Annotated in this window: 18 protein-coding genes, 1 tRNA gene and 1 pseudogene; 10 read left to right on the top strand and 10 right to left on the bottom strand. The window is 63.2% G+C overall.

The genetic code is table 11. From position 1 onward, the window contains the following. Positions 1-571 precede the first annotated feature (571 nt). Together HLH25_RS08975 and HLH25_RS08970 are read left to right on the top strand one after the other, a co-directional pair. Entirely contained in the window at positions 572-2,590 is a 2,019-nt protein-coding gene (locus HLH25_RS08975; protein WP_182973743.1) for an ATP-binding protein, read from the top strand. Positions 2,591-2,622: 32 nt separating this feature from the next. Then, a pseudogene (locus HLH25_RS08970) lies at positions 2,623-2,949 on the top strand (SOS response-associated peptidase family protein); the annotation flags it as partial. Here the strand turns inward: HLH25_RS08970 and HLH25_RS08965 are convergent. The 9 genes from HLH25_RS08965 to HLH25_RS08925 all read right to left on the bottom strand — a co-directional run bounded on the left by HLH25_RS08965 (position 2,939) and on the right by HLH25_RS08925 (position 12,458). Further along, complete coding sequence (locus tag HLH25_RS08965) at positions 2,939-3,706, bottom strand: NYN domain-containing protein (RefSeq protein ID WP_182973742.1); 768 nt, start codon at positions 3,704-3,706, stop codon at positions 2,939-2,941. The pseudogene HLH25_RS08970 and the gene HLH25_RS08965 overlap by 11 nt on opposite strands. 139 nt (positions 3,707-3,845) lie before the next feature. After that, on the bottom strand, positions 3,846-4,190 hold the full coding sequence (locus tag HLH25_RS08960; RefSeq protein WP_182973741.1) for a helix-turn-helix transcriptional regulator: 345 nt from the start codon (positions 4,188-4,190) through the stop codon (positions 3,846-3,848). Then, entirely contained in the window at positions 4,180-5,367 is a 1,188-nt protein-coding gene (locus tag HLH25_RS08955; protein WP_182973740.1) for a site-specific integrase, read from the bottom strand. Before HLH25_RS08955 ends, HLH25_RS08960 begins: the two co-directional genes overlap by 11 nt. A 95-nt stretch (positions 5,368-5,462) precedes the next feature. Further along, a tRNA-Glu gene (locus tag HLH25_RS08950) sits at positions 5,463-5,538 on the bottom strand. 90 nt (positions 5,539-5,628) lie between these two features. Next, the gene (gene recJ, locus HLH25_RS08945) at positions 5,629-7,446 is read right to left on the bottom strand and encodes a single-stranded-DNA-specific exonuclease RecJ (RefSeq protein WP_182973739.1); all 1,818 of its coding nucleotides are present in this window, start codon (positions 7,444-7,446) and stop codon (positions 5,629-5,631) included. A 39-nt stretch (positions 7,447-7,485) separates the two neighbouring features. Further along, complete coding sequence (gene glpX, locus HLH25_RS08940; protein ID WP_114729634.1) at positions 7,486-8,481, bottom strand: class II fructose-bisphosphatase; 996 nt, start codon at positions 8,479-8,481, stop codon at positions 7,486-7,488. 67 nt (positions 8,482-8,548) lie between these two features. Then, positions 8,549-9,901 (bottom strand): homoserine dehydrogenase, encoded by a 1,353-nt coding sequence (locus HLH25_RS08935; protein ID WP_182973825.1) that lies wholly within the window; start codon positions 9,899-9,901, stop codon positions 8,549-8,551. A 117-nt stretch (positions 9,902-10,018) separates the two neighbouring features. Next, positions 10,019-11,281 (bottom strand): LL-diaminopimelate aminotransferase, encoded by a 1,263-nt coding sequence (locus HLH25_RS08930; protein ID WP_182973738.1) that lies wholly within the window; start codon positions 11,279-11,281, stop codon positions 10,019-10,021. Positions 11,282-11,447: 166 nt separating this feature from the next. Continuing rightward, positions 11,448-12,458, bottom strand: coding sequence for an OmpA family protein (locus tag HLH25_RS08925; protein WP_246401807.1), 1,011 nt, complete (start codon positions 12,456-12,458; stop codon positions 11,448-11,450). A 186-nt stretch (positions 12,459-12,644) separates the two neighbouring features. Between HLH25_RS08925 and HLH25_RS08920 the strand changes: the two genes are divergently transcribed. The 8 genes from HLH25_RS08920 (at position 12,645) to aqpZ (ending at position 19,917) form a co-directional block, all read left to right on the top strand. Further along, positions 12,645-13,319 (top strand): ATP-dependent Clp protease proteolytic subunit, encoded by a 675-nt coding sequence (locus tag HLH25_RS08920; RefSeq protein ID WP_114729646.1) that lies wholly within the window; start codon positions 12,645-12,647, stop codon positions 13,317-13,319. 111 nt (positions 13,320-13,430) lie between these two features. Then, positions 13,431-14,423: a ferritin-like domain-containing protein gene (locus HLH25_RS08915; protein WP_182973737.1), complete on the top strand. Its 993-nt coding sequence runs from the start codon at positions 13,431-13,433 to the stop codon at positions 14,421-14,423. After that, entirely contained in the window at positions 14,420-15,283 is an 864-nt protein-coding gene (locus HLH25_RS08910) for a hypothetical protein (RefSeq protein ID WP_182973736.1), read from the top strand. Before HLH25_RS08915 ends, HLH25_RS08910 begins: the two co-directional genes overlap by 4 nt. Before the next feature lie 172 nt (positions 15,284-15,455). Further along, positions 15,456-15,716 carry a hypothetical protein gene (locus HLH25_RS08905; protein ID WP_182973735.1) on the top strand — a complete coding sequence of 87 codons (261 nt, stop codon included), beginning with the start codon at positions 15,456-15,458 and terminating at the stop codon, positions 15,714-15,716. Positions 15,717-16,137: 421 nt separating this feature from the next. Then, complete coding sequence (locus HLH25_RS08900) at positions 16,138-17,175, top strand: ABC transporter substrate-binding protein (RefSeq protein ID WP_182973734.1); 1,038 nt, start codon at positions 16,138-16,140, stop codon at positions 17,173-17,175. After that, positions 17,172-18,173, top strand: coding sequence for an ABC transporter permease (locus tag HLH25_RS08895; RefSeq protein ID WP_182973733.1), 1,002 nt, complete (start codon positions 17,172-17,174; stop codon positions 18,171-18,173). The genes HLH25_RS08900 and HLH25_RS08895 overlap by 4 nt, the downstream gene beginning before the upstream one ends. Continuing rightward, complete coding sequence (locus HLH25_RS08890; protein ID WP_182973732.1) at positions 18,167-18,943, top strand: ABC transporter ATP-binding protein; 777 nt, start codon at positions 18,167-18,169, stop codon at positions 18,941-18,943. The genes HLH25_RS08895 and HLH25_RS08890 overlap by 7 nt, the downstream gene beginning before the upstream one ends. A 281-nt stretch (positions 18,944-19,224) precedes the next feature. Next, positions 19,225-19,917: an aquaporin Z gene (gene aqpZ / locus HLH25_RS08885; RefSeq protein WP_182973731.1), complete on the top strand. Its 693-nt coding sequence runs from the start codon at positions 19,225-19,227 to the stop codon at positions 19,915-19,917. Between the two features lie 18 nt (positions 19,918-19,935). Here the strand turns inward: aqpZ and HLH25_RS08880 are convergent, their stop codons facing one another. Next, positions 19,936-21,447: an efflux transporter outer membrane subunit gene (locus tag HLH25_RS08880; RefSeq protein WP_375288966.1), complete on the bottom strand. Its 1,512-nt coding sequence runs from the start codon at positions 21,445-21,447 to the stop codon at positions 19,936-19,938. Positions 21,448-21,547: the final 100 nt, after the last annotated feature.

Below are 21,547 nucleotides of genomic sequence, written 5' to 3'. Positions count from 1 at the left end.
TCCGTCCGATGCTGGCGGGCGTCAGTGATAAGAGTTCATGATTTGTTCCTTAAATGCGACGAGAGTCAAGGCACGATCTCCGGAGATGTGGCACAGTGCGGGGAACGGCTGAGGCCCGGCTATGTTTCTGATATCTGCAAGGCTTTGACTCACGGGCGTTTTCTCTGGCCGACGGTGGAAGGCAGGCAGCGATGTGCAACCTGTATTCCGTGATGACAAACCCAGCAGACGATACGAACGATTACGACGAAGAGTAGGCCATCCAGAAATGCAGAAACACAGTACTCGGGGTCTTTTTTTCAATTGATCGCGGCAGCCCTCGATCCCGAGCTAAGTCCGCTCAAGGGTGCGTTGGAGAATGGCGGAAAAGTAATCAGCATGAGCCCCTTGCGGAAAGCCGGGATATCTCTCGCCACTTATGTCGCCTTCTGTTACGATGCTTCATAAATCGACCGACAGGCAAGCTAGGAAAATAGATAGCACGATAATAGCGAGAGTATATAACATCGGGCACTAGGATAAACCGATGCAACCGCCACATTTATACTAACAGATTCCATCAACATCTTCCATGAAAGTCCAAGTTTTGTCTTCCATTATTCCCATCAACGTCGATGATTTGCTACACCTACAAGGCGTCGAATCTGCCCGTGTTGAGTTCAAGGCATCTTGGGACGAGAAGACCACCGGCGCTCAATGTATTCGAACGATTTGCGCCTTTGCGAATGACTTTCAGAACCTAAATGGTGGCTACATCGTCGTTGGCGTTGCTGAGCAAGATGGTGCCGCCATTCTGCCGGCTAAGGGGCTGACTGCCAAAGAGATCGAAGATGCCCAAATATGGATACGAGGACACTGCAACACCATTGACCCATTATATCAACCTGTCCTTTCACCAGAAGTCTACAAAGGACAACGAATTCTGGTAATTTGGGCTCCAGGTAGCGACGCACGTCCTCACCAAGCGCCTGAATCTACAGAAAAAGGCACACGCCGCAAATTTTATATTAGGCTGGGGTCTGAATCCGTAGACTCCGATAGCAAGCCGGAACTGAAGCGCCAACTCATACAAATGACTGCGCGCGTACCGTTCGATGATCGGCGCGCATTACATGCCAGCGTACTGGACATTCGCGAAACCAAGGTGCGCGAGTTTCTGAACGATGTTCATAGTGGCCTAGTGGACGAGACCGACACCAAAACACTCTATCGGATGCTACGGATTGCGGACCCGGTTAACGGGCATGATGCTCCGCGTAATGTAGGGCTTCTTTTTTTCAGCCAAGACCCGGAACAGTGGTTTCCCGGAGCGAGGATAGAAGTTGTTCAATTCACGGCAGATAATACAGGCGACGTTCTGGAAGAAAAAGTGTTCAGCAAGCGCCCCATTCATGAGCAGCTTCGAGAATGTCTTTCTTATCTGGAAAGCCTGTCTGTACGTATGATTCAAAAACTACCTGGACGCACGCAAGCTATTCATTCAGTTAGCTATCCCTCACCTGCCCTGCGAGAAACTTTGGTGAATGCTGTCTACCACCGTTCGTATGAGGGCGAGCCGGAGCCGATTAAGATTTATCTCTTTCCAGACCGCATGGAAATCATTAGCTATCCGGGTCCCGTGCCGGGCATTGAAATCAAGCATCTGGACGGCTCTGTGCCGTTGCCGCCCGTGCCCGCTCGTAATCGCCGCATTGGAGATCTTCTAAAAGAACTGAGGCTAGCCGAAGGGCGAGGAACGGGTATACCTAAAGTCCGACGCACGATGGAGCAGAATGGCTCCCCACCGCCTCGCTTTGATTTCGATGAAGCAAGGTCATATTTTCGCGCAACCTTGCCAGTACATCCAGAGTACAAAGCTATTCTCGTCCTTCAGGATGTGGCACATTTGCGGATGATTGGTGATGCACAAGGAGTATTAGAACGCCTACAAGAAGCATATAGAAGTAACTCTGCCACACTTAGTTTTGCCGTAGAGTTGGCAAAAGAACTGATATCGCGGAGCAATATTCGAGGTGCCGAAGAAATATGTCTGGAATTCAGAAGTCGAAATCCGGAAGTCAATCCAGCACCGTTGATTACCCCCATTGCGTCAGCATACCTCGATGCAGGGAGTAAGCCACAAGCTATTTCTTGGCTTGATCAACTGCCGTTACTGGAAGCGGTAGACGAAGCATTTGACGCTGCAATACAAGAGAAGCGCGCCGGACGGCTCGAAAGAGCCCACCGATACTTCGGGCTGGCCGGAGATGCTATTTTACGTGATGTAAAAGCACTCCATGAGTATGCTCAAGTAAAAATAAAGCTCGCCAGCAAAAGCAGGCCGCGAAATCGGCAAAGCAGTAGAATCGCATATACGCGCCTATTGGACGACGCGAAGGAAATGTTGCAGCGTGTTGTGCAGATGGCAGCCCCCCAAACACGTCATGCTTGGGCCTGGTACGATTTGGGGCGCGTGCTGCGTTGGCGCAAAGCCCCCCTGGCAGAAACACGCCACGCCTTCGAGCGAGCCGTTGAGTGTGACCCGCACGAAGAACGATTCTCAAGAGCATTAAAGGACTTAAATGAAAGCCATTCAGCTAAAGATTCATAGCCAGAACATGTTCGTCTGACATGAACAAAGGAAGCCGCCAGGTCTGGTTCGCCGGGGCCGATGGTGAGCCGCTGGCCTTTTTCGCCGGGCTCTGGTGCCGGTGGACATCAGTCAGGAAGCTGGCCGATGGCGAGACGACAGACGACCTGTATGGATTCCTGACCACTGAAGCCAACCAGGAGGTCGGCACCGTTCATCCCAAGGCCATGTCTGTCATCCTGACGCGGCAGGAGGATATGGATTTGTGGATGACGGCACCGGCGGACGAGGCGTTAAGGCTTCAGCGGCCGTTGGCGGATGGGGGGTTGGTGGGAAGCACCATCGAAGGCGCCCTGATGCGGACATATATTACCCCTTGAAAATAAAATCTCTTATATCCTCAAGTTTCGCGTCTCTGTTCATTCTATAAAAGGCGTCCGAACTTGATACGAGTTCTTTCTTACGGTCCAGATTATTGTAGGAAAGGACGCAAATTTTTACATTTTTATATCGTGTCTTAATATACGAAATGGCAGGTCCAAAATCGCCATCTGCTGTCACTAAGCAAATTAAATCGGCTCCTTTGTCAGCTTCTATAAACAACTGGGTTGCGATCCTGGCATCCACACCGGATTGAAAGGCCACCCCACCTTCTCGAACTTTCAGAGTGCAAATATTCCATATCGCAGATACATCCAATGTTCTTATTTTTCCGTGAACATTGAACCGAGAATCCTGGAAATTCTTCAGCGTTGCTTCGTTGGAGAATTTTTCTTCATCGTTTTTATCTTCATCGAGCATGGCGTCATATCCGATAGTGTGCATGCTCAGCCCATCGTGGTCTTTCTCGGCAATATGCATATATTCGTGGAATACCCAATTCTCGACGCAGCGGACCCATGACTCGACAAGTTTGTGCATCGCCGATCCACTATATTTATTACCTTTATATCTATTAAGAAATGGTTCTCTTATATGGTAGCCGTCAACGATAATTGACACGTCATAAAAAGACATATTTTCAATTATATCGCTATTCGATGGATTTTCATTGTATATTTGTTCCGCCTCTTTCTCTCCAATGATTTCACCGAGCGTCATTGGCGTAAAGGAAATGGTTTTTTTGATATCTGTCATATCGCTTCCTGCTCGTATTGTAGTTGAATAACGTGTAGTATGATCCCCCACTTCCTGTATCGACAATCCAAAATGCCGTAAGTGCCAAGCAATCAGCCTTGGCCAGTTCGAAACAATCGCGATGCAGCAGGTCCAGCCATCAGTGCATGGATGCGGCGATGATTATCCAAGCGACCACAAGCGCTACAGCCAGGACGCTCACGGCTATTACCGCCGCAATGCTCGTACGCCCTTTGCGTGGCCTCCCTGGACTGCGCTTGACCGCCGTCGCAGGCGCCACGTCTCCAACCTTGGCGGCGATGAACGCATCCAGGTCAGAGACACGGAAGCGGCGGTCACGCTTGCCGAAGCTGAACGACTTGGGTCCGAGGCCGAGCCAAAGAAGATTCCGCAGGCGCCCGTAGGACAACCCCAGATACTCTGCGGCCTGCTTGCTATCCATCACGGCCGGCAGGCGGCGTGAGTGTTCTTCTTTACTCGCCATCGTCGTCTTCCTCGTCGGCGATGATGCCAGCCAGCCGTTCGGCCTCTTCGATCTGCTTGCTGATACTCTCAGGGACTGGTTGATAATACCTGTCCAGGCTCTTCAGGTCACGATGTCCCGTGACCCTCTTGAGGTCCAACGGGTTTGGCAACAGCCTGGCAAGCCGGCTGGTCGCTTCATGACGCAGGTCGTGGAATGTCAGGTTATGGAGTCCGGCGCGCTTGACCATCCGCCCGTAACGCACGCTGAAAGCCGCCTCGGCGCCTACGCTGAACACCTTGTCGCCCGACTTTGGAGGCTTGGGGTATGTGGCCAATTTCTCGCGCAGAAGCCGTCTTGCCCCTGGTGTGAGGGGGCGGATTTCGGGGCCATGTTCTTCCTGATGCTTGTGTGTCTTGGTCTTGCCAGCCTCACCGCCCAGCTTGATCAGTCGGCGTTCGATATCGACATCGCACCATCGCAGACCGATCGCTTCCCCTCGCCGGGTGCCCTGCTCGATCGACCAGCGAACCAGCCACACATCGTCGGGATAGACGGAATCCGAGACGGCCACGATCAGCCTGTCGAACTCCGTCTTCCCGTCCTTGTCCTCATCCTCGTCGAGTCGTCTGTTGCGCTTCTTATCCGCACCTTCCGGCCTCTTCACGACCCGTCCGGAGGCGTGATTGACGATGGGCAAGTCCCATTCCGAAATCGCATGCTGCATCGCCGACGCCAGCAGATTCATGCGCTTGACCACCGTTGCCGGGGAATAGCCAGCGGCGAGCATCCTGTCCCGGAAGCCGCGAACGTCAGCCGGGCAGAATTTGGACATGGCCACCCCAGGCAGTTCCTTGTCCCTCAGAATCGCCGGAATATGCCCTGTCCGGTCGGCATCACGGTCAGCCATGCATTCGTCGGCGTATTTCTGCACGACTTCGCCCACGGTCGTCTTGTCGAGCGCGCTGGTATCCACGAACTGGCCAAGCTCGGCCTTCGCGGCAGTTTCCGCGAGCCAGCGTCGAGCGAGTGCGGCGGTGCTGAACGTCTGCTGGACTCGGCGGTCATTGACCACCTTGCGCGCCATGTACTGCTTGGGGCCGCGATACGAGACCCCTTTGGGCAGAGGCTTCCCCGTAGCCGGGTCAATGCGCCCGCTCACCGTTTGCCCGCCTGGAACCGTAGCCTCACCCGCCATGGAGACAGGATGTCACGTTCCTCGCGGTGGTGCAAAAATGGTGCAAAAACCGGGAATTTATGGGAGGGTTTTTCCGAAAAACCCAATAAAATCAATGGCGTCCCATAGGGGATTCGAACCCCTGTTGCCGCCGTGAGAGGGCGGCGTCCTAGGCCTCTAGACGAATGGGACATCTGGCTTGGCCGGGTTCGTATCCCGATGATGCGGGGCGGTCAAGCCCCCCATGGCAGATGATGACATTTTCTTTGCGAAAGCGACCCCTCAGGTCGCCACGGCCGCGTCGCGGATGAAGAAACTGGCGTCGGTGCGGCCATTCCAGTTCTCCGCGCGCAGCCAGCCTGCCAGATGCAGCGGCGGGGCGTTGCGGTCTTCCAGCATCGCAGCGGCAGGATGGTCATCGGCACGGAACAGCAACGCCTTCAGCCGCGGCCCGCCACCCTCGCCTTCCACCAGCACCCGCAACGTGCCGCCCTCGCGGCCGATCCGATCGGCCCTCACCACCCGCACGCGCGGAATGGCTAGCACTGGTTCGTCATTACCCGCCCCAAAGGGCGCCATCCGGCCGATATCGGTCGCCAGAGCCACCGTCGCACCGGCCACATGCACCACGCCCTCAATCAGCACATCCACCGCATCCGGCAGCGCCGCCGCATCGCGCAACCGCTCGTTCAGGAAATCATGCAGCGCCGACACACCATAGCCCGGCAGCGAGAACCCGGCAGCCATGGCATGGCCGCCCCCCGTCGTCAGCAGCCCCATCTGCCGTGCCGCGATGATCGCCGCCCCCAGATCGATATCGGCAACCGACCGGCCCGATCCCTTGACGGTGCCGTCCTCCAGTTCCGCGCCCACCAGCACCGGGCGATTGAACCGCTCCTTGATCCGCCCGGCAACGATGCCCACCACGCCAGGGTGCCAGTCCCGCCCCGACAATACCAGCACCGCATGCCCGGCCGCACGCTGTGCCGCCGCCTCTTCCATCGCCCGGTCCAGGATCGTGCTCTCCACCGTCTGGCGACGCCGGTTCACCGCATCCAGCCGCTCGGCCAGACGCCGGGCCTCGGCCGCGTCATCACACAGCAGCAGTTCCAGCCCCAACCCGGATTCGGCAATCCGCCCGCCGGCATTGATGCGCGGCCCCAGCGCAAAACCGCAGGTAAAGGCCGAGAGCGGATCGCGCGCGCCCGCCACCTCCATCAGCGCATCCAGCCCAAGCCGCCGCCGCCGCGCCAGAATCTTCAGTCCCTGCGTCACCAGCGCGCGGTTCAGCCCGGTCAGCGGCATCACGTCGCACACCGTCGCCAGCGCCACGATATCGAGAAACGCCATCAGGTCCGGCTCCGGCCGTCCGGCAAACCATCCAGCCCGCCGCAACGCCCGTATCGTCGCCACCGCCGTCAGAAACGCCACGCCCGCCGCACACAGCCCGCGCTGGCCAGACACACAGTCGGGACGGTTGGGATTGACGGTCGCCAGCACCGAGGGCGGAGGCCCCTCGGCCTTGTGGTGATCCAGCACCACGATATCAGCCCGCCCCGCCAGCGTCGCCAGCACATCGCCCGCCGCCGTGCCGCAATCGACACAGACCACCAGCGTCGCCCCCCGCGCCACCAGCGCGTCAAGCGCCGGAGCATTGGGGCCATAGCCCTCGGTCATCCGGTCCGGCACATGGGTCATCACCGGGCAGCCCAACTGGCGGAGCAACCCGGTCACCAGCGCGGCGGCACAGGCCCCATCCACGTCATAATCGCCGAACACGGCCACCGTCTCGCCCTGGCGCACCGCCTCGGCCAGCCGATCAGCCGCTACGTCCATGTCCTGCAACGCGGAAGGATCAGGCATCAGCGCCCGCAGGGTCGGGTCCAGGAAGGTCGCGGCGGTGTTCCCATCCAGCCCGCGCGCCGCCAGCATCTGCCCGACCAATTCGGACACCCCTGCCTGTTGCGCGATCATCAGCCCGATCCGCCCGCCGGCATCGGCCAGACGGGAATCCCGCCAGAGCCAACGCCGGCCGCCAAGGCTGGACCGCACCCCCAGCACGACCGCCCCCTCAGCCGGATCGGAAGGTGCCGCGTCCATCAGGGTCCCGTCCGCTATGGTCAAAAGCGACATCGGCCGTCAGTAGGCCGGCCAGGTCTTGGTGCTGAAATCGTGATGCCCCTCGACAAAACGCACCGTACCGGATTTCGAACGCATGACGATCGAATGCGTGACGGCACGACGGCCATCGCGACGGATGCCACGCAGCAGTGGACCGGTCGTCACACCGGTGGCCGAGAACAGAACATCACCCTTGGCCATGTCGAACAGGCTCAACTTGCGCGACGGGTCCTTACCCGGATCCATCTCCCGCGCACGACGGATCTGCTCATCATCCTCGAACAGCAGCCGGCCCTGCATCTGGCCACGCACGCAACGCACGGCAGCGGCAGCCAGCACGCCTTCCGGCGCCCCCCCCGAACCCGCGTAGATATCCACTTGCCCATCCGGCAGACAGGCGGCGATGGCGGCAGCCACGTCGCCGTCGCTCAACAGCATCACCCGCGCCCCGGCCTCGCGGGTCTTGGCAATGAGTTCCTCATGGCGCTCGCGCTCCAGCGCGCACAACGTCAGTTCGGTGATATCCTTGCGTTTGGCCCGCGCCAGTTCACGCAGATTGGCACCAATGCTGGCATCCAGATCCACCACACCTTCCGGCAGGTCAGGCCCGACCACGATCTTGTCCATATACACGTCGGGCGCATGCAAAAAATTGCCGGCCTCGGCCAGCGCCACCACCGTCAGGGCATTAGGCATGTTCTTGGCACACAGGTTGGTGCCTTCCAGCGGGTCCACGGCGATATCCATTGCCGGGCCGCCGGCACCGACCTTTTCGCCGATGAACAGCATCGGCGCCTCGTCCATCTCGCCCTCGCCGATCACCACCGTGCCGTCGATCGCCACGGTATCGAACGCCAGACGCATCGCCTCCACGGCGGCACCATCGGCATCGTTCTTCTGGCCGCGACCGGTCCAGTGCGATGCCGCCATCGCCGCCGCCTCGGTCACACGGACCAGTTCCAGGGCAAGATTGCGGTCGGTAACCTGATAGGCGGTAGTGGGTCTGGACGTCATCACTCTGTTCCTTGACTGTCTGGGCCGGTTCTCACCGCCGGCCTGATGAGCGGGCCCGCAGGCGTGGTCAGCCGGCTTCGATACGGATCATCGCCGGCTCGCCGATCACGGCCGGCAACGCCCCGATCCGTGCCAATGCCGCCATCATGGCGGATTCCTGTGTCCGATGTGTGACCAGCACCAGCGGCACGGACGGTTCGTCCGCTCCACCAATATCGTCGGCGGCGCGCCCATGTTGCAGCATGCTGCGCAAAGACACGCCATGATCGCGCAGAACGGCCGTCACATCGGCGATCACGCCGGGCCGGTCCTGCACCTGCAGACGCAGATAATATTCCTCGTGGAAGGCCGTGCGCGGCAGCGCCTCCACCTGCGTCAGCCCATCGGTGCTGCGGCCCCAGACCGGCACCGCATTGCCACGCGCAATGTCGATCAGATCAGCGGCCACGGCGGTAGCCGTCGGCCCCTCGCCCGCGCCACGCCCCTCCAGCATCAGCCGACCGACGAACGCCCCCTCCACCAGCACGGCATTGAACACGCCATCCACCTGCGCGATCGGCATCTTCTCCGGCACCAGGCAGGGATGCACGCGCGCCTCCACCCCATCCTCGCGCCGACGGGCCAGCCCCAGCAGCTTGATGCGATAGCCCAGCGCCTGGGCGAAGGTCAGGTCCAGCGCATCGATGCCGCGAATCCCCTCGACATGGACCGAGGAGAACGCCACCGGCCGCCCGAACGCCAGCCCGGCCAGAATCGCCAGCTTGTGCGCCGCGTCGATGCCGTCCACGTCGGTCGAGGGATCGGCCTCGGCATAACCCAGCGCCTGCGCCTCGGCCAGCACATCGGCAAAAGCCCGGCCGCTCTCGCGCATCGCGGTCATGATATAGTTGCAGGTGCCGTTCAGAATGCCACCCACCCGGTTCAACCGGTCGGCGGCCAGCCCTTCGCGTACGGTCTTGATGGCGGGGATTCCACCGGCCACCGCAGCCTCGAACATCAGCGGTACGCCCGCCTGCTCGGCCAGCGCCGCCAGTTCGGCCCCATGCACCGCGATCAGCGCCTTGTTGGCCGTCACCACCGGCCGGCCGGCCCGCAACGCCTCAGTCACCAGCCGGCGGGCAATGCCTTCGGCCCCGCCGATCAGTTCGACCACCACATCCACGTCCGGGTCGTGCGCCAGCGCCGCCGCATCGTCATGCCAGGTCACGCCGTCCAGATCGATGCCCCGGTCACGGGTGCGGTCGCGCGCGGCCACGGACGTCACCACCACCGGCCGCCCGGCCCGGGCACTGACGATCGCCGCGTTGCCCCGCAGCAGCTTGACCAGCCCGGCCCCCACCGTCCCCAGCCCCGCGATGCCGATCCGCAATGGCGCCGGCCCCGTTCCGTCCGCCTGTCCGCCCGCACCACCCGTAGCCATCATCCGTCCGGTCACCTGATATCCTGTCGTCGTTCCTGAATTCAGCAAACAGCCGGACGCAGCGCCCACCGCGCCACGTCCGGGTCAAAAAACAGCCGGCTCGCCGGCCTAGACGGATCAGATCACCGACGCCGCGTCGGCCGCCTGCTCCGCCTCCTTCCCCACCCGGCGGCCACTCCCCGCCAGGTCCGGCAGATTGACGCCATGCCGGCCCATGAACTGCCGGATCGCGCGCGTCGCCTGACGCAGGCGCTGCGTGTTCTCCACCAGCCCGATCCGCACGAAGCCCTCGCCATACTCGCCGAAGCCCAGCCCCGGCGCCACCGCCACCCCGGCTTCCTTCAGCAGCAGCTTGGAGAAATCGACGCTCCCCATTTCGCGGAATGCCGGCGGCAGCGGCGCCCAGGCAAACATCGACCCCTCGGGAGACGGCACATCCCACCCCGCCGCATGCAGGCCACGGATCAGCACGTCACGCCGGTCGCGATACAGCGTGCGCATCTCGGCCACGCAATCCTGCGGGCCGCTCAACGCCGCGACCGCCGCCACCTGAATCGGCGTAAACGCGCCATAATCCAGATAGGATTTGATCCGCGTCAGCGCATTGATCAGCCGCGGATTGCCGGCCGCGAATCCCATGCGCCAACCGGCCATGGAATAGGTCTTGGACAACGAGGTGAACTCCACCGCGATCTCCTTCGCCCCCGGCACCTGCAGGATCGAAGGCGGCACCCTGTCGCCGAAATAGATCTCGGCATAGGCTAGGTCGGACATGATCCAGATTTCATGCCGGCGGGCAAAGGCCACCAGTTCGCGATAGAAATCCAGGTCCGCGACATAAGCCGTGGGGTTGGAGGGAAAGTTCACGATCAACGCCGTCGGTTTCGGCACCGAATGGCGCACCGCGCGGTCCAGCGCCCGCAGCATCTCTTCATCCGGCGTCGCGGGAATCGAGCGCACCGAGGCCCCGGCAATGATGAAGCCGAACTGATGGATCGGATAAGACGGATTCGGCACCAGAATGGTGTCACCGGGGCTGGTGATCGCGGCGGCCAGATTGGCCAGCCCCTCCTTCGACCCAAGGGTGGCGATCACCTCCGTCTCAGGGTCCAGCTTCACCTCGAAACGGCGCTCGTAATAAGCCGCCAGCGCCCGGCGCAGACCGGGAATCCCCTTGCTCACCGAATAGCCATGCGCACGTGGGTTGGAAACGGTCTCCACCAGCTTCTGCACGATGTGCGGCGGCGTGGGGCTGTCGGGATTGCCCATGCCCAGATCGATGATGTCCTCGCCCCTGGCTCGGGCCGCGGCCTTGGCCTTGTTCACCTCGGCGAACACATAGGGCGGCAGGCGGCGGATGCGATGGAATTCTTCGGTCATGGGTTGGCTCGTTGAGACTGTCTGCCGGGGACCCAGCGCCCCCGACAAGGTTCAGGATGGCCGTTTCGCGCCGCTCTTCCGGCGGCATGTCGCGACTGGCGGGCTGGTTCCCCACCAATCGCGGATATTAGCGACGCCCAGGCCCGGCAGGCAACCGCGCCGCGCTCTACTCCGCCGTGCGAATGCGCACGCCATCGCCGAAGGGGTGGGCACGCAGATGGATCGCCTTCGCCGGCACGCCATCGGCCACCAGGCGATCGGCCACCACACGAGCCCGCAGCAGCGCGAGCGCCATCGCCCGCGCCTGTTCCGCCGAATCGGTCGACGCGGCCTCGCCATAGCCATGAACGAACAACGGGCCGCCGGGAGTATGGCGCGCCACGTTATCGATCTCCTTCTCCTGCCCTGCCACAGGATGGTCGTTGCCGACAGGAAAGAGAATGCGCGTGCCGCCAGGGTCGGAGAGCGCATAATCCGGACGGCTCACCGCGACGGCGGCATCGGCCGGCACGGCGAAGCCGGGAAATTGCGGCGCCGTCGGCGGCGCGGCCGGAATCGCGGGCAGAGGCGCCGCCACGGCCGGCGCCTTGCCCCCCACCCCGCCGACATCCTCCCCGACCTCGGGCATCGCCACCAGCGGTCCAGCGCTGTCGTCAGCAGGGGCCGAAGACGCCTTTCCGACCGGCTTTGGCGCAACGACCGGCGCGGCCGGCGGCGCCTCCGCCGCCTCCAGCGTCGCCGAAGACGCGGCAGCGGCCACCGCCGGCACGGTCGGCCGCGCCGGTGCCGGTGCCGGTGCCGGAACGACCGTATTCGTCAGCGGCCCGACCTCCGCCGCCATCCGGTGCGCCAGATTGCGCTGTTCGATCAGGGCTTCGGTCACATCCTGCCGCCGCTCGGCCGAGGGCAACACAGGCGGCGTGGTCGGGGTCAGGCCCACGGCGGGATAGGGATCATGCGCCCCCGGCGGCGGCGGCCGCTGCTGGGCGATCACCCCGCCCTGATACTGATGCCACCAGTCCAGCGTGGTATCCACGGCATCGCGATGGGCGCAGCCGCCCAGGGGCAACAGGCCGGCCAGCATCCCCGCCAGCGCCGCGCCCACGGCCGCCCCCCGGCGGCCCGCCGGGCCGGCCAAAGCCACGCGGTCTCTTGGCAGCGGCGCTTTCATACCCATCTTCTCTCCATGACCAGCGTCTGGCGGCCGTATTCCATTCGGGGCACGACTACCCACCCCCTTACTAACCCGCCCCCGAACCTTTAGCGAGAGAGGCGGACAAGGACGGGTCTTGGCACCGGGCCGAAGGCGGCGCAGGATAGAACGATGACGAAGACCAGTCCTGGATACAGGGAGATTATGATGCTGAACGGCATGCAGCCGAACCACCGTATCCGGATGGATGACGAAGACCCCAACGGTCCCGACATCCCCGAGCCCCAGGGTCCCGAGCCGAAAGAGCCCGACGACAACAAGACCCTGTCCTCCCCGGTCAACGAGCTTGAAAGCCGCCTGTTCGACCAGCGCAAGGTGCTGGTGTTCGGCGCGATCAACGACAAGCTGGCGCGCGACGTCACCGGCCGCCTGCTGGCGCTGGCCGGCGCGTCCGACAAGCCGATCGACGTGTATGTCAACTCGCCCGGCGGCCACGTCGAAAGCGGCGACACGATCCACGACATGATCCGCTTCGTCGATTCGGTCGCCCCGGTGAACGTGATCGGCACCGGCTGGGTCGCCTCGGCCGGCGCGCTGATCTTCGCCGCCGGCAACCCCCAGCGCCGCTACTGCCTGCCCAACACCCGCTTCCTGCTGCACCAGCCGATGGGCGGCGTGCGCGGCCCCGCCACCGATATCGACATCGAGGCGCGGGAAATCGTGAAGATGCGCGAGCGGCTGAACCGCCTGTTCGCGCGCGAAACCGGGCAGGAATACGAAAAGATCTGCCGCGATACCGACCGGAATTACTGGATGTCGGCCGAAGAGGCGATCGCCTACGGCCTGGTGACACGGATCATTTCCACGATCTCCGACATCCACTGATCGCTGGCCCCCCTCATCCCCCCCATCGCAGGGGGGGCCGCAAGGTGACGTTCGGTCCGGCCTGATCCAGGCCGGACCGACGTCTGTACTCATTGTGCGAGCTTGCGAAGCATGACCTCTCTCTCCGATATCTATTCCTCCCTCCCCGAGGCGATCGACCCCAAGGGCGCCGACACGAAAACGGTCGCCGAGGCCGATTTCAACGCCCGTCACTGGTCCAGCCCGGTCCCCGGCCCGCTCAAACCAGGCTCGCCTGAGCACAAGCGCGCGGTGGCGGAAATGTTCCGCGACACGTTCAACCCGTACAAGCCCTCGGTCATCGCATGGCCGAAGCTGGACCCGGAAACGCTGCGGCGCGTCACCTCCCTGCCAATCTGGGACATCGCGGTGCAGACCGAGGGCAAGGCCCGCCTGCGCATGGCCGCCTACGCCCGCATGATCGACGACCCGGACATGAAGGACGCCCTGTCACGCAATGCGTGGGAGGAAAACCGCCACAAGGAAGTCCTGTCGAAGCTGGTCGAAGCCTACGACATCAAGATGGCGCCCGAGCCGCCCTATATCGAGCCGCGCGACACCGAATGGGCCTATCTCGTCACCGGCTTCTCGGAATGCGTGGACAGCTTCTTCGCCTTCGGCCTGTTCGCCCTCGCCCAGCGCTCCGGTTTCTTCCCCGCCGAGCTGACCGAGACGTTCGAGCCGGTGATGCAGGAGGAATGCCGTCACATCCTGCTGTTCGCCAACTGGCTGGCCTGGCACCGCGCGACCATGCCCCTGTGGCATCGCCCGTGGTTCGAGCTGCGCGTTCTCGCGGTCTGGGTGTTCCTGGTCTACGAGCGGATCGGCCTGGCCACCAGCATCGACGCCGACGGCAACGTGCAGGAACAGGATAACAATTTCACCGTCAGCGGCGCCAAGGACATGACGAACATGGATGTCAGCCTGCGCGACATGATCGATCTGTGCCTGGAAGAGAACGAACGCCGCTTCTCCGGCTACGATCCGCGCCTGCTGCGTCCGAAACTGGCGCCGAACCTCGCGCGTTTCCTGCGTCTGTTCCTCCGCCGTCCTTCCGGCGCCAGGGCGCTGGAGAAGACTGCTTGAGCCGAATCGAAGCCGGATCGGAAACCCACAAGTCCCTCTTCTGCCGCCAGTTCATCGCCACGCACCAGGTCTTCGACCCCGAGACCCTGCCATGGCCGGAACTGACGGCGGAAGAACTGGACCGTCTGCGCACCATCCCGTTCTGGCAGGAGGTCTACCACACCGAACGCCGGGCGGGCGCGATCGTGGATGCCTTCGCCCCCCAGATCACCGACCCGGTGGTGCGCGAGGCGGTGGTCCTCCAGGGCTTGGAGGAAGCACGTCACGCAAAGCTGATCCGCACGATGATCGACCGCTACGGCATCGACGCGACCGAACAGCCCCTGGAGCAATTTCCCGCCGACCTCGAAACCGCGTTCATCGATTTCGGCTTCGGCGAATGCCTCGACGCCTTCCTGGGCTTCGGGGCCTTCAAGAACGCCCGCCAGTCGCAGTTCCTGCCCGAAAAGCTGTTCGAGATCTTCGACCTGCTGATGTTCGAGGAAACGCGGCACATCGTCTTCTTCATCAACTACATGGCCTGGCGCGAGCACCGGCGCGGCCTGGGCTCGATGCGCCGCGCCCTGAAATCCACCCGCTATTACGGCCGCGCGCTGAAACGCCTGCTGGCCATGGTCCGGCGCGGCCACCAACCCAATGACGGGCGCGATTTCGCGGTCACCCAGGCCAACGTCTTCCTCGACCGCTTCTCGTTCCGCCAGTTCGTCGAGGATTGCTACCGCGAGAACGCCCGCCGGATGCAGGAATTCGACCCCGACCTGATGCAGCCCCGCCTGCTGCCCGCCATGGCCGACCTCGCCCTGCGCGGCATGCGCCTGTGGGACCGCAGCCGCCCTCACCTGCGCGCCGACGTACGGTAGAAGGCCACCCGAGCTGCAATGTTCTGTTGCAAATTGAAAGAAAAAGCTGACTTCGCGCTAAGTTAGCCCCGCCCTACTCTGCCAGCGATACGGTCGCGGACTCTTGGCCGGGTCAATTGGTCCACCGCGCAAGGGGTTCTCACCCTTCGCCACGAGTTACGGGAATCGCCACATGTCTTCATCCATCTCCAGCCTCGGCGGCAGCGCGCTCGACAGCCTGTATGGCACCAGCAGCACGAGCAGCAGCAGCGACACGTCTTCCTCGTCGTCATCGTCCTCTTCGTCTTCCACCACCACGACGAGCGAAATCGCCAATAGCGACGGCTCCATCACCATCGTGACCAAGGACGCGCAGGGCAATATCATCTCCGAAACCACCACCGGCAGCCAGAACGCCTCAGCCGATTCAGATAGTGTCGATCTCTACGCCTGATAAAACTCAAATATTGAAGTCTTCTTTTTCCAAGTAAAAAGAAGCACAGAGACTTTGATCCGTTCAGAACAATCCTAAGCCGCAAGCACAAGGCTCCTGAACGGATCAAGATTTTTTAGTTCTTTTTTCAAAAAGAACCAATCTTCCTCCCAAAACATGGGCCGAGACATTCCACACGCTCCCGCGGCCTCGGTGGCATTCCCTCATTCCCCACCACAAGCCCGCCGTTTTACGCTTGCACTCTCCCGAATCGTGAGACAAGAATGCTCAACAACGATTTTATATCGTTAATATAAATCGACCGCAGCCTGTCGGAGCGCAGACCCCCGCCATGTCCCACCCCCTTGCGGGCCGCCCGCGATACAGACCGACCGGGGACATCCAAACCGACCCGCCGCCCGAATCCTCCAAGGCCACGCCCATGCCCGACACGACCAGCCTCTCCCGCCGCGCATTGCTGGCCGGCGCCACGGCGCTCCCCTTTGCACCGCTCGACGCCATGGCGGACGAAGCCGCCCATTGCAGCCCGGCCGGCACGGCCAGCGTCGCCCCCGTACCCGGCCCCACCCGCAAGCTGACCATCGCGTGGAACCAGAATTCCACGTGCACCGCCGCGATTCCGGTCGCCAAAGAGAAAGGCTTCTTCGCGCACTATAATCTCGACGTCGATTACGTCAATTTCGCCGGCTCCACCGACCAGTTGCTGGAAGCCCTGGCCACCGGCAAGGCCGACGGCGCCCCCGGCATGGCCCTACGCTGGCTGAAGCCGCTCCAGCAGGGGTTCGACGTCAAGCTCGTCGCGGGTCTGCACGCTGGCTGCATGCACATGCTTGCCCCCAAGGGCGGCCCGGCGAAGCTGGAAGACATGCGCGGCAAGACCATCGGCGTAACCGATATCGGCGGCCCCGACAAAAACTTCTTCAGTATTCGTCTCAAAGAAGTCGGAATCGACCCGGAATCCGACGTCCAATGGCGCCAATACCCGGCCGACCTGCTGTCGGTGGCCCTGAAACGCGGCGACGTGCAGGCCATCACCGGCACCGATCCGTTCTCCTATCTCTACAAGCGCCAGTTCGACCTGGTGGAAATCGACAGCAACATGAACGGCAGTTGGGCGCAGATCGCCTGCTGCGTCATCGGCCTGCGCGGCAGCCTGATCCGCAACGACCCCGCCGTGGCAGCGGCCGTCACGCGCGCGATCCTGGAAGCCGGCGCCTGGGTCGCCTGCAACCCCGACGAAGCCGGTCGCATCTTCAAACCCTTCGCCGCCCGTGCCAGCGCCGAGGACATCGCGGACATGCTGCGCCTCCAGGGCCACCATCACCAGGTCCTCGGTCCGTCGCTGCATGACGAGGTCGTGCGCTACGCCGATGCCCTGAAACAGATCGGCGTCTTCCGTCCCTCGCTCGATTCCGCCCGCTATGCCGGCAAGGTGACGCAGGATCTGTTCGCCACATGAGTTCACCGAATACGCCGTCACCGAACCAGACCGCGCACACCCCATCAGGGCAGACAGCGACAAAATCCGGCACGTCCTCCCGTCGCCCCCTGCTGCCCTGGGTCGCCGGGCCCGCATGGTTCCTGGCGGCCCTAGTCACCTGGCGCTGGCCGGACGCCGACGATTTCCCCGACACCAACCAGCTCGCGGCCCTGTTCTGCACCATCGGCCTCGCGCTGACGGTGACGGCGGCCCTGCGCCGCCTGTCCGCGCGCGCGCCATGGGCCATCGCACTGGGCCTGGGCTTCACGGCATGGGAAATCATACAGGCCAAATTGCTCTGGCTGCCCCGCCCCTTCTTCGGCACGCCGCAGGACCTTCTGGATGTGTTTCTGACCGACTGGAGGCGGCTGGGCGACAGCCTGCTGCATTCGCTCGGCCTGCTGGCGGTCGGCTACGGCATCGGCGCAGCACTTGGCGTCGCCATCGGTATCGGGCTGGGCCGTTCGCTGCGGTTCCGCTACTGGGTGCGCCCGCTGATCCGCCTGATCGGCCCCCTGCCCCCCGTCGCATTGCTGCCGCTGGCCTTCATCATCATCCCCTCCAGCCGTCTGGCCAGCGAGGCGCTGCTGGCACTGGCAGCCGGCTTTCCCACCACCATCCTGACATGGTCCGGCGTCGCCGCCGTCGATCCGGCCTATTACGACGTCGCCCGCACCATGGGCGCGCGCAACCGCTTCCTGGTCCTGCGCGTCGCCCTGCCGGCCGCGATGCCGCAGATCTTCGTCGGCCTGTTCATGGGACTGGGCGTCTCGTTCGCAACCCTGGTGGTGGCCGAGATGCTGGGCGTGAAATCCGGCCTGGGCTTCTACATGCAATGGGCCCAGGGCTGGGCGGCCTATCCCAATATGTATGCGGCGCTGCTGGTCATGTCGCTGATGTGCACGGGGCTGGTCACGCTGCTGTTCAAGGTGCGCGACCGCGTCCTCTCCTGGCAGAAGGACGGCCTGAAATGGTAACCACGCCCACCCGCATCGCACATCCTCTGGGGCTGGAACTCGACCATATCGACCACGGCTACATGATCGGCGGCGTGTTCACGCCGGTTCTCGACGATATCAGCCTCAGCATCGCGCCGGGAGAATTCGTCGCCCTGCTCGGCCCATCGGGCTGCGGCAAATCCACCCTGCTGCGCCTGATCGCAGGGCTGGAGCCCCCGCATGGCGGCACGATCCTGGCCGAAGACATCCCCATCAGCGGCCCGGGTCCCGACCGGATCGTGATGTTCCAGGACCCGACGCTCTATCCCTGGCGCACCGTGCGCGGCAACGTCGCCCTTGGCCACGACATCGCCGGCCGCAAGGACCCGGCATCGGTCGATGCCGCCATCGAACTGGTGGGGCTGAAGGGTTTCGAACGCGCGTGGCCACACCAATTGTCCGGCGGCATGGCCCAGCGCGCGGCCCTCGCCCGCGCCTTGGTCAACGACCCGCGCGTGCTGATCCTGGACGAACCGCTGGGCAAGCTGGACAGTCTGACACGCCTGACGATGCAGACCGAACTGCACCGCCTGTGGCGCGACCGCGGCTTCACAGCCATCATGGTCACCCACGATGTCGAGGAAGCCCTGCTGCTGGCCACGCGGATCGTCGTCTTCAGCCCCCGCCCCGCCCGCATCATCGCCGACCTGCCGATCGACCTGCCGCCTCACCGCCACCGCGACGACCCCCGCCTGCTCGATCTGCGCAAGAACATCCTGACCCAGCTCGGCCATAGCGCAGACTGGTAAAAAGCTGGACAAGTCCAACTGGCGGCGGGCTCGGCCACAAACCGTGCCGCAACGCCAGTCAGGCACCGGCAACGGTCCATCGCGCGTTTCCCATATCTCGCACCATGCGCGTATTGCCCGGACCGAGCGCAACCGCCCTCCGGCAACACCATCCCTCTGGAAGATGACTGTAATATCCGGATGATTTCACGCCCTTTCCGCACCCGATGAAGCGATAATTTCGCCTGCGACACCGGGTCGCGCGCGGCGGGCCTACGCCGCAGACGAAGGACGCTCGAAAAATGATAAAAAAGCTCGGCGCAGAATTCTTCGGCACATTCTGGCTCGTCTTCGGCGGCTGCGGCGCCGCCGTCCTCGATGCGGCCTTCCCGCAACTCGGGATCGGTTTCGGAGGCGTCGCACTTGCCTTCGGCCTCACCGTCCTCACCATGGCCTTCGCCGTCGGCGGCATCTCCGGCGGCCATTTCAACCCGGCCGTTTCGCTCGGCGTCGCCGCCGCCGGCCGCCTGCCGTGGAACGCGCTCGGTCCCTATTGGGCCGCCCATGTGCTCGGCGGTCTTCTGGCTGCCAGCCTGTTATACCTCATCGCTTCCGGCAAACCGGATTTCGTGGCCGGTGGCTTCGCCTCCAACGGCTATGGCGCCCTCTCCCCCGGACATTACGGGCTTCTCTCCGGCTTCCTGATCGAGACGATCCTGACGGCGGGGTTCCTGGTCGTCATCCTGGGCGCAACCTCCCGAACCGCACCGGCCGGGTTCGGGCCGCTCCCGATCGGGCTCGCCCTGACCCTGATCCATCTTGTCTCGATCCCCGTCACAAACACCTCGGTCAATCCGGCCCGGTCCACGGCGGTCGCGTTCTTCGCGCAGACGGCGGCGCTCGGGCAGCTCTGGCTGTTCTGGACAGCTCCGCTCATCGGTGCCCTGCTCGGCGCCTTTATCTGGAAATCCCTGATCGCAACCCCGGAATCATGAGGAAAGCACAGCCCAGTGCTATTCCTTGAAAGCGCGGGCAAGACTGTTCTGCTTTTCCAGCGAGACGGGCAGCGCGGTGGCGGTCACGGCCGCGCCCTGCCAGCCCGCCCCCATGGCGGTGTAGAGATTGACCGCATCCTGCAACCGCTCCAGCCGCGCCTCGGCCTCGGCGTTTTCGGCCGCCAGCGCGGTGCGCTCGGTCGTCAGCACCTCCAGGAAGCCCACCAGGCCGGCGCTGTAGAGCTTGCGCGCCCGGTCGCTGGCCAGCCGGCTGTCCTCGGCCGCCTTGTGCAGTAGCTCGGTATGTTCCACGTCGTCATGCCAGGCCGCCATCGCGTCCTCGACCTCGCGGAACGCCGTCAGCACCGTCTGACGGTAGGTCAGGCGGCTGGCTTCCGCCGCCGCCTGCATCCCGCGCACCTGCGCCGTCAGCTTGCCGCCATGCGCCAGCGGCAGCGAGGCGAGCATGAAGAACTGCCAGCTCAGCGCCCCCGCCTGGAAAAGCTGGTACATCGCCGAGGCATTGGGGTTGAAGTTCAGCGGAATGCTGAAATTCGGATACATCTGGGCCACCGCGACCCCGATCCGCGCCGTCGCCTCGGCATAGGCACGTTCGGCCCGACGGATATCCGGCCGGTTGGCCAGCACGATCGAGGGCATCGTCGCGGGGAACGCCGGCACCGTGGGCAACGGACGGGCGATCTTCAGTTCCGCTTCCGTCGTGCCGGGCATCTGGCCCATCAGCACGTCGAGCGCGTGCGTGATCTGGGCGATATGCGTGCGCAGCGGCTCGCGCGCCGCAAGCTGGCTGTCCAGTTCCGCCTTTGCCTGCGCGATCTGCAACGTGTTGCCCACGCCTTCCAGATACAGGCGCTGCGTCAGGTCATAGGCTTCCTGCGCCACGCGGATATTGCGGTTCGAGATCTCCAGCCGCAACTGGGTGTCGCGCAGCACCATATAGTCGCCGACCAGCGCCGAGAGCATCGTCATCAGCACCGCGCGCCGGTCCTCGACCGTCTCCTCGACCGCGCGCTCCTGCGCTTCCACGCTGCGGCGGATGCGGCCGAACACGTCGAGCTGCCAGCTCGCGCTCACCCCATAGGACAGATACGACGCACCGGGCCGGTTGATCGGGTTCCCCGGCCGGATCGGCCAGTTATCCACGTTGATCGAGAAGCGCGAATCACCATTGGTGGTATTGGCGTCGATCTGCGGATACCAGGCAGAGGCCTGGCTGTCGCGCAGCGCCCGTTCGGCGAGGATGCGCTGGCCGGCGATCTGCAGATCGTAATTGCCGCCGATCGCCCGATCCACCAGCCGGTCGAGTTCCGCATCGTTGAAGCGATGCCACCAATCCTTCAGTTCGGCATTGGTGCGTGCGATCTCGGCATCGGTCGCCGGATGCTCGTCTTCGGTAAAGTGCTCGGGCACTTTCATCCGGTCCGGCTGGTAGCGCGGGCCGACCGTGCACCCCGCCATCACCAGCGCCGAGGTCAGGACCAGGCCGGCCCGTCGGGTTTTCGTCATCATGGTCATGCTCGCGCCGGGGGCCTTACAGATGGTCTTGCAGCCAGGTGGTCAGATGCCCCTTCTGGCTGCGCGATTGCGGGCCGACACTCACCGTGCAGGT

Origin of the sequence: Gluconacetobacter dulcium, from assembly GCF_014174165.1 — a bacterium.
Taxonomy (GTDB): Bacteria; Pseudomonadota; Alphaproteobacteria; order Acetobacterales; family Acetobacteraceae; genus Gluconacetobacter; species Gluconacetobacter dulcium.
This window is presented reverse-complemented; position numbering and strand designations above follow the sequence as displayed.

Excerpts from the sequence above, each read along its gene's own strand:
- HLH25_RS08880 (WP_375288966.1), bottom strand. The coding sequence starts at position 21,447 with ATGATGACGAAAACCCGACGGGCCGGCCTGGTCCTGACCTCGGCGCTG.
- HLH25_RS08895 (WP_182973733.1), top strand. The coding sequence starts at position 17,172 with ATGAGTTCACCGAATACGCCGTCACCGAACCAGACCGCGCACACCCCA.
- HLH25_RS08900 (WP_182973734.1), top strand. The coding sequence starts at position 16,138 with ATGCCCGACACGACCAGCCTCTCCCGCCGCGCATTGCTGGCCGGCGCC.
- HLH25_RS08930 (WP_182973738.1), bottom strand. The coding sequence starts at position 11,281 with ATGACCGAAGAATTCCATCGCATCCGCCGCCTGCCGCCCTATGTGTTC.
- aqpZ (WP_182973731.1), top strand. The coding sequence starts at position 19,225 with ATGATAAAAAAGCTCGGCGCAGAATTCTTCGGCACATTCTGGCTCGTC.
- HLH25_RS08890 (WP_182973732.1), top strand. The coding sequence starts at position 18,167 with ATGGTAACCACGCCCACCCGCATCGCACATCCTCTGGGGCTGGAACTC.
- HLH25_RS08905 (WP_182973735.1), top strand. The coding sequence starts at position 15,456 with ATGTCTTCATCCATCTCCAGCCTCGGCGGCAGCGCGCTCGACAGCCTG.
- HLH25_RS08935 (WP_182973825.1), bottom strand. The coding sequence starts at position 9,901 with ATGGCTACGGGTGGTGCGGGCGGACAGGCGGACGGAACGGGGCCGGCG.
- glpX (WP_114729634.1), bottom strand. The coding sequence starts at position 8,481 with ATGACGTCCAGACCCACTACCGCCTATCAGGTTACCGACCGCAATCTT.
- HLH25_RS08925 (WP_246401807.1), bottom strand. The coding sequence starts at position 12,458 with ATGGGTATGAAAGCGCCGCTGCCAAGAGACCGCGTGGCTTTGGCCGGC.
- HLH25_RS08975 (WP_182973743.1), top strand. The coding sequence starts at position 572 with ATGAAAGTCCAAGTTTTGTCTTCCATTATTCCCATCAACGTCGATGAT.
- HLH25_RS08915 (WP_182973737.1), top strand. The coding sequence starts at position 13,431 with ATGACCTCTCTCTCCGATATCTATTCCTCCCTCCCCGAGGCGATCGAC.
- HLH25_RS08960 (WP_182973741.1), bottom strand. The coding sequence starts at position 4,190 with ATGGCGAGTAAAGAAGAACACTCACGCCGCCTGCCGGCCGTGATGGAT.
- recJ (WP_182973739.1), bottom strand. The coding sequence starts at position 7,446 with ATGGACGCGGCACCTTCCGATCCGGCTGAGGGGGCGGTCGTGCTGGGG.
- HLH25_RS08965 (WP_182973742.1), bottom strand. The coding sequence starts at position 3,706 with ATGACAGATATCAAAAAAACCATTTCCTTTACGCCAATGACGCTCGGT.
- HLH25_RS08955 (WP_182973740.1), bottom strand. The coding sequence starts at position 5,367 with ATGGCGGGTGAGGCTACGGTTCCAGGCGGGCAAACGGTGAGCGGGCGC.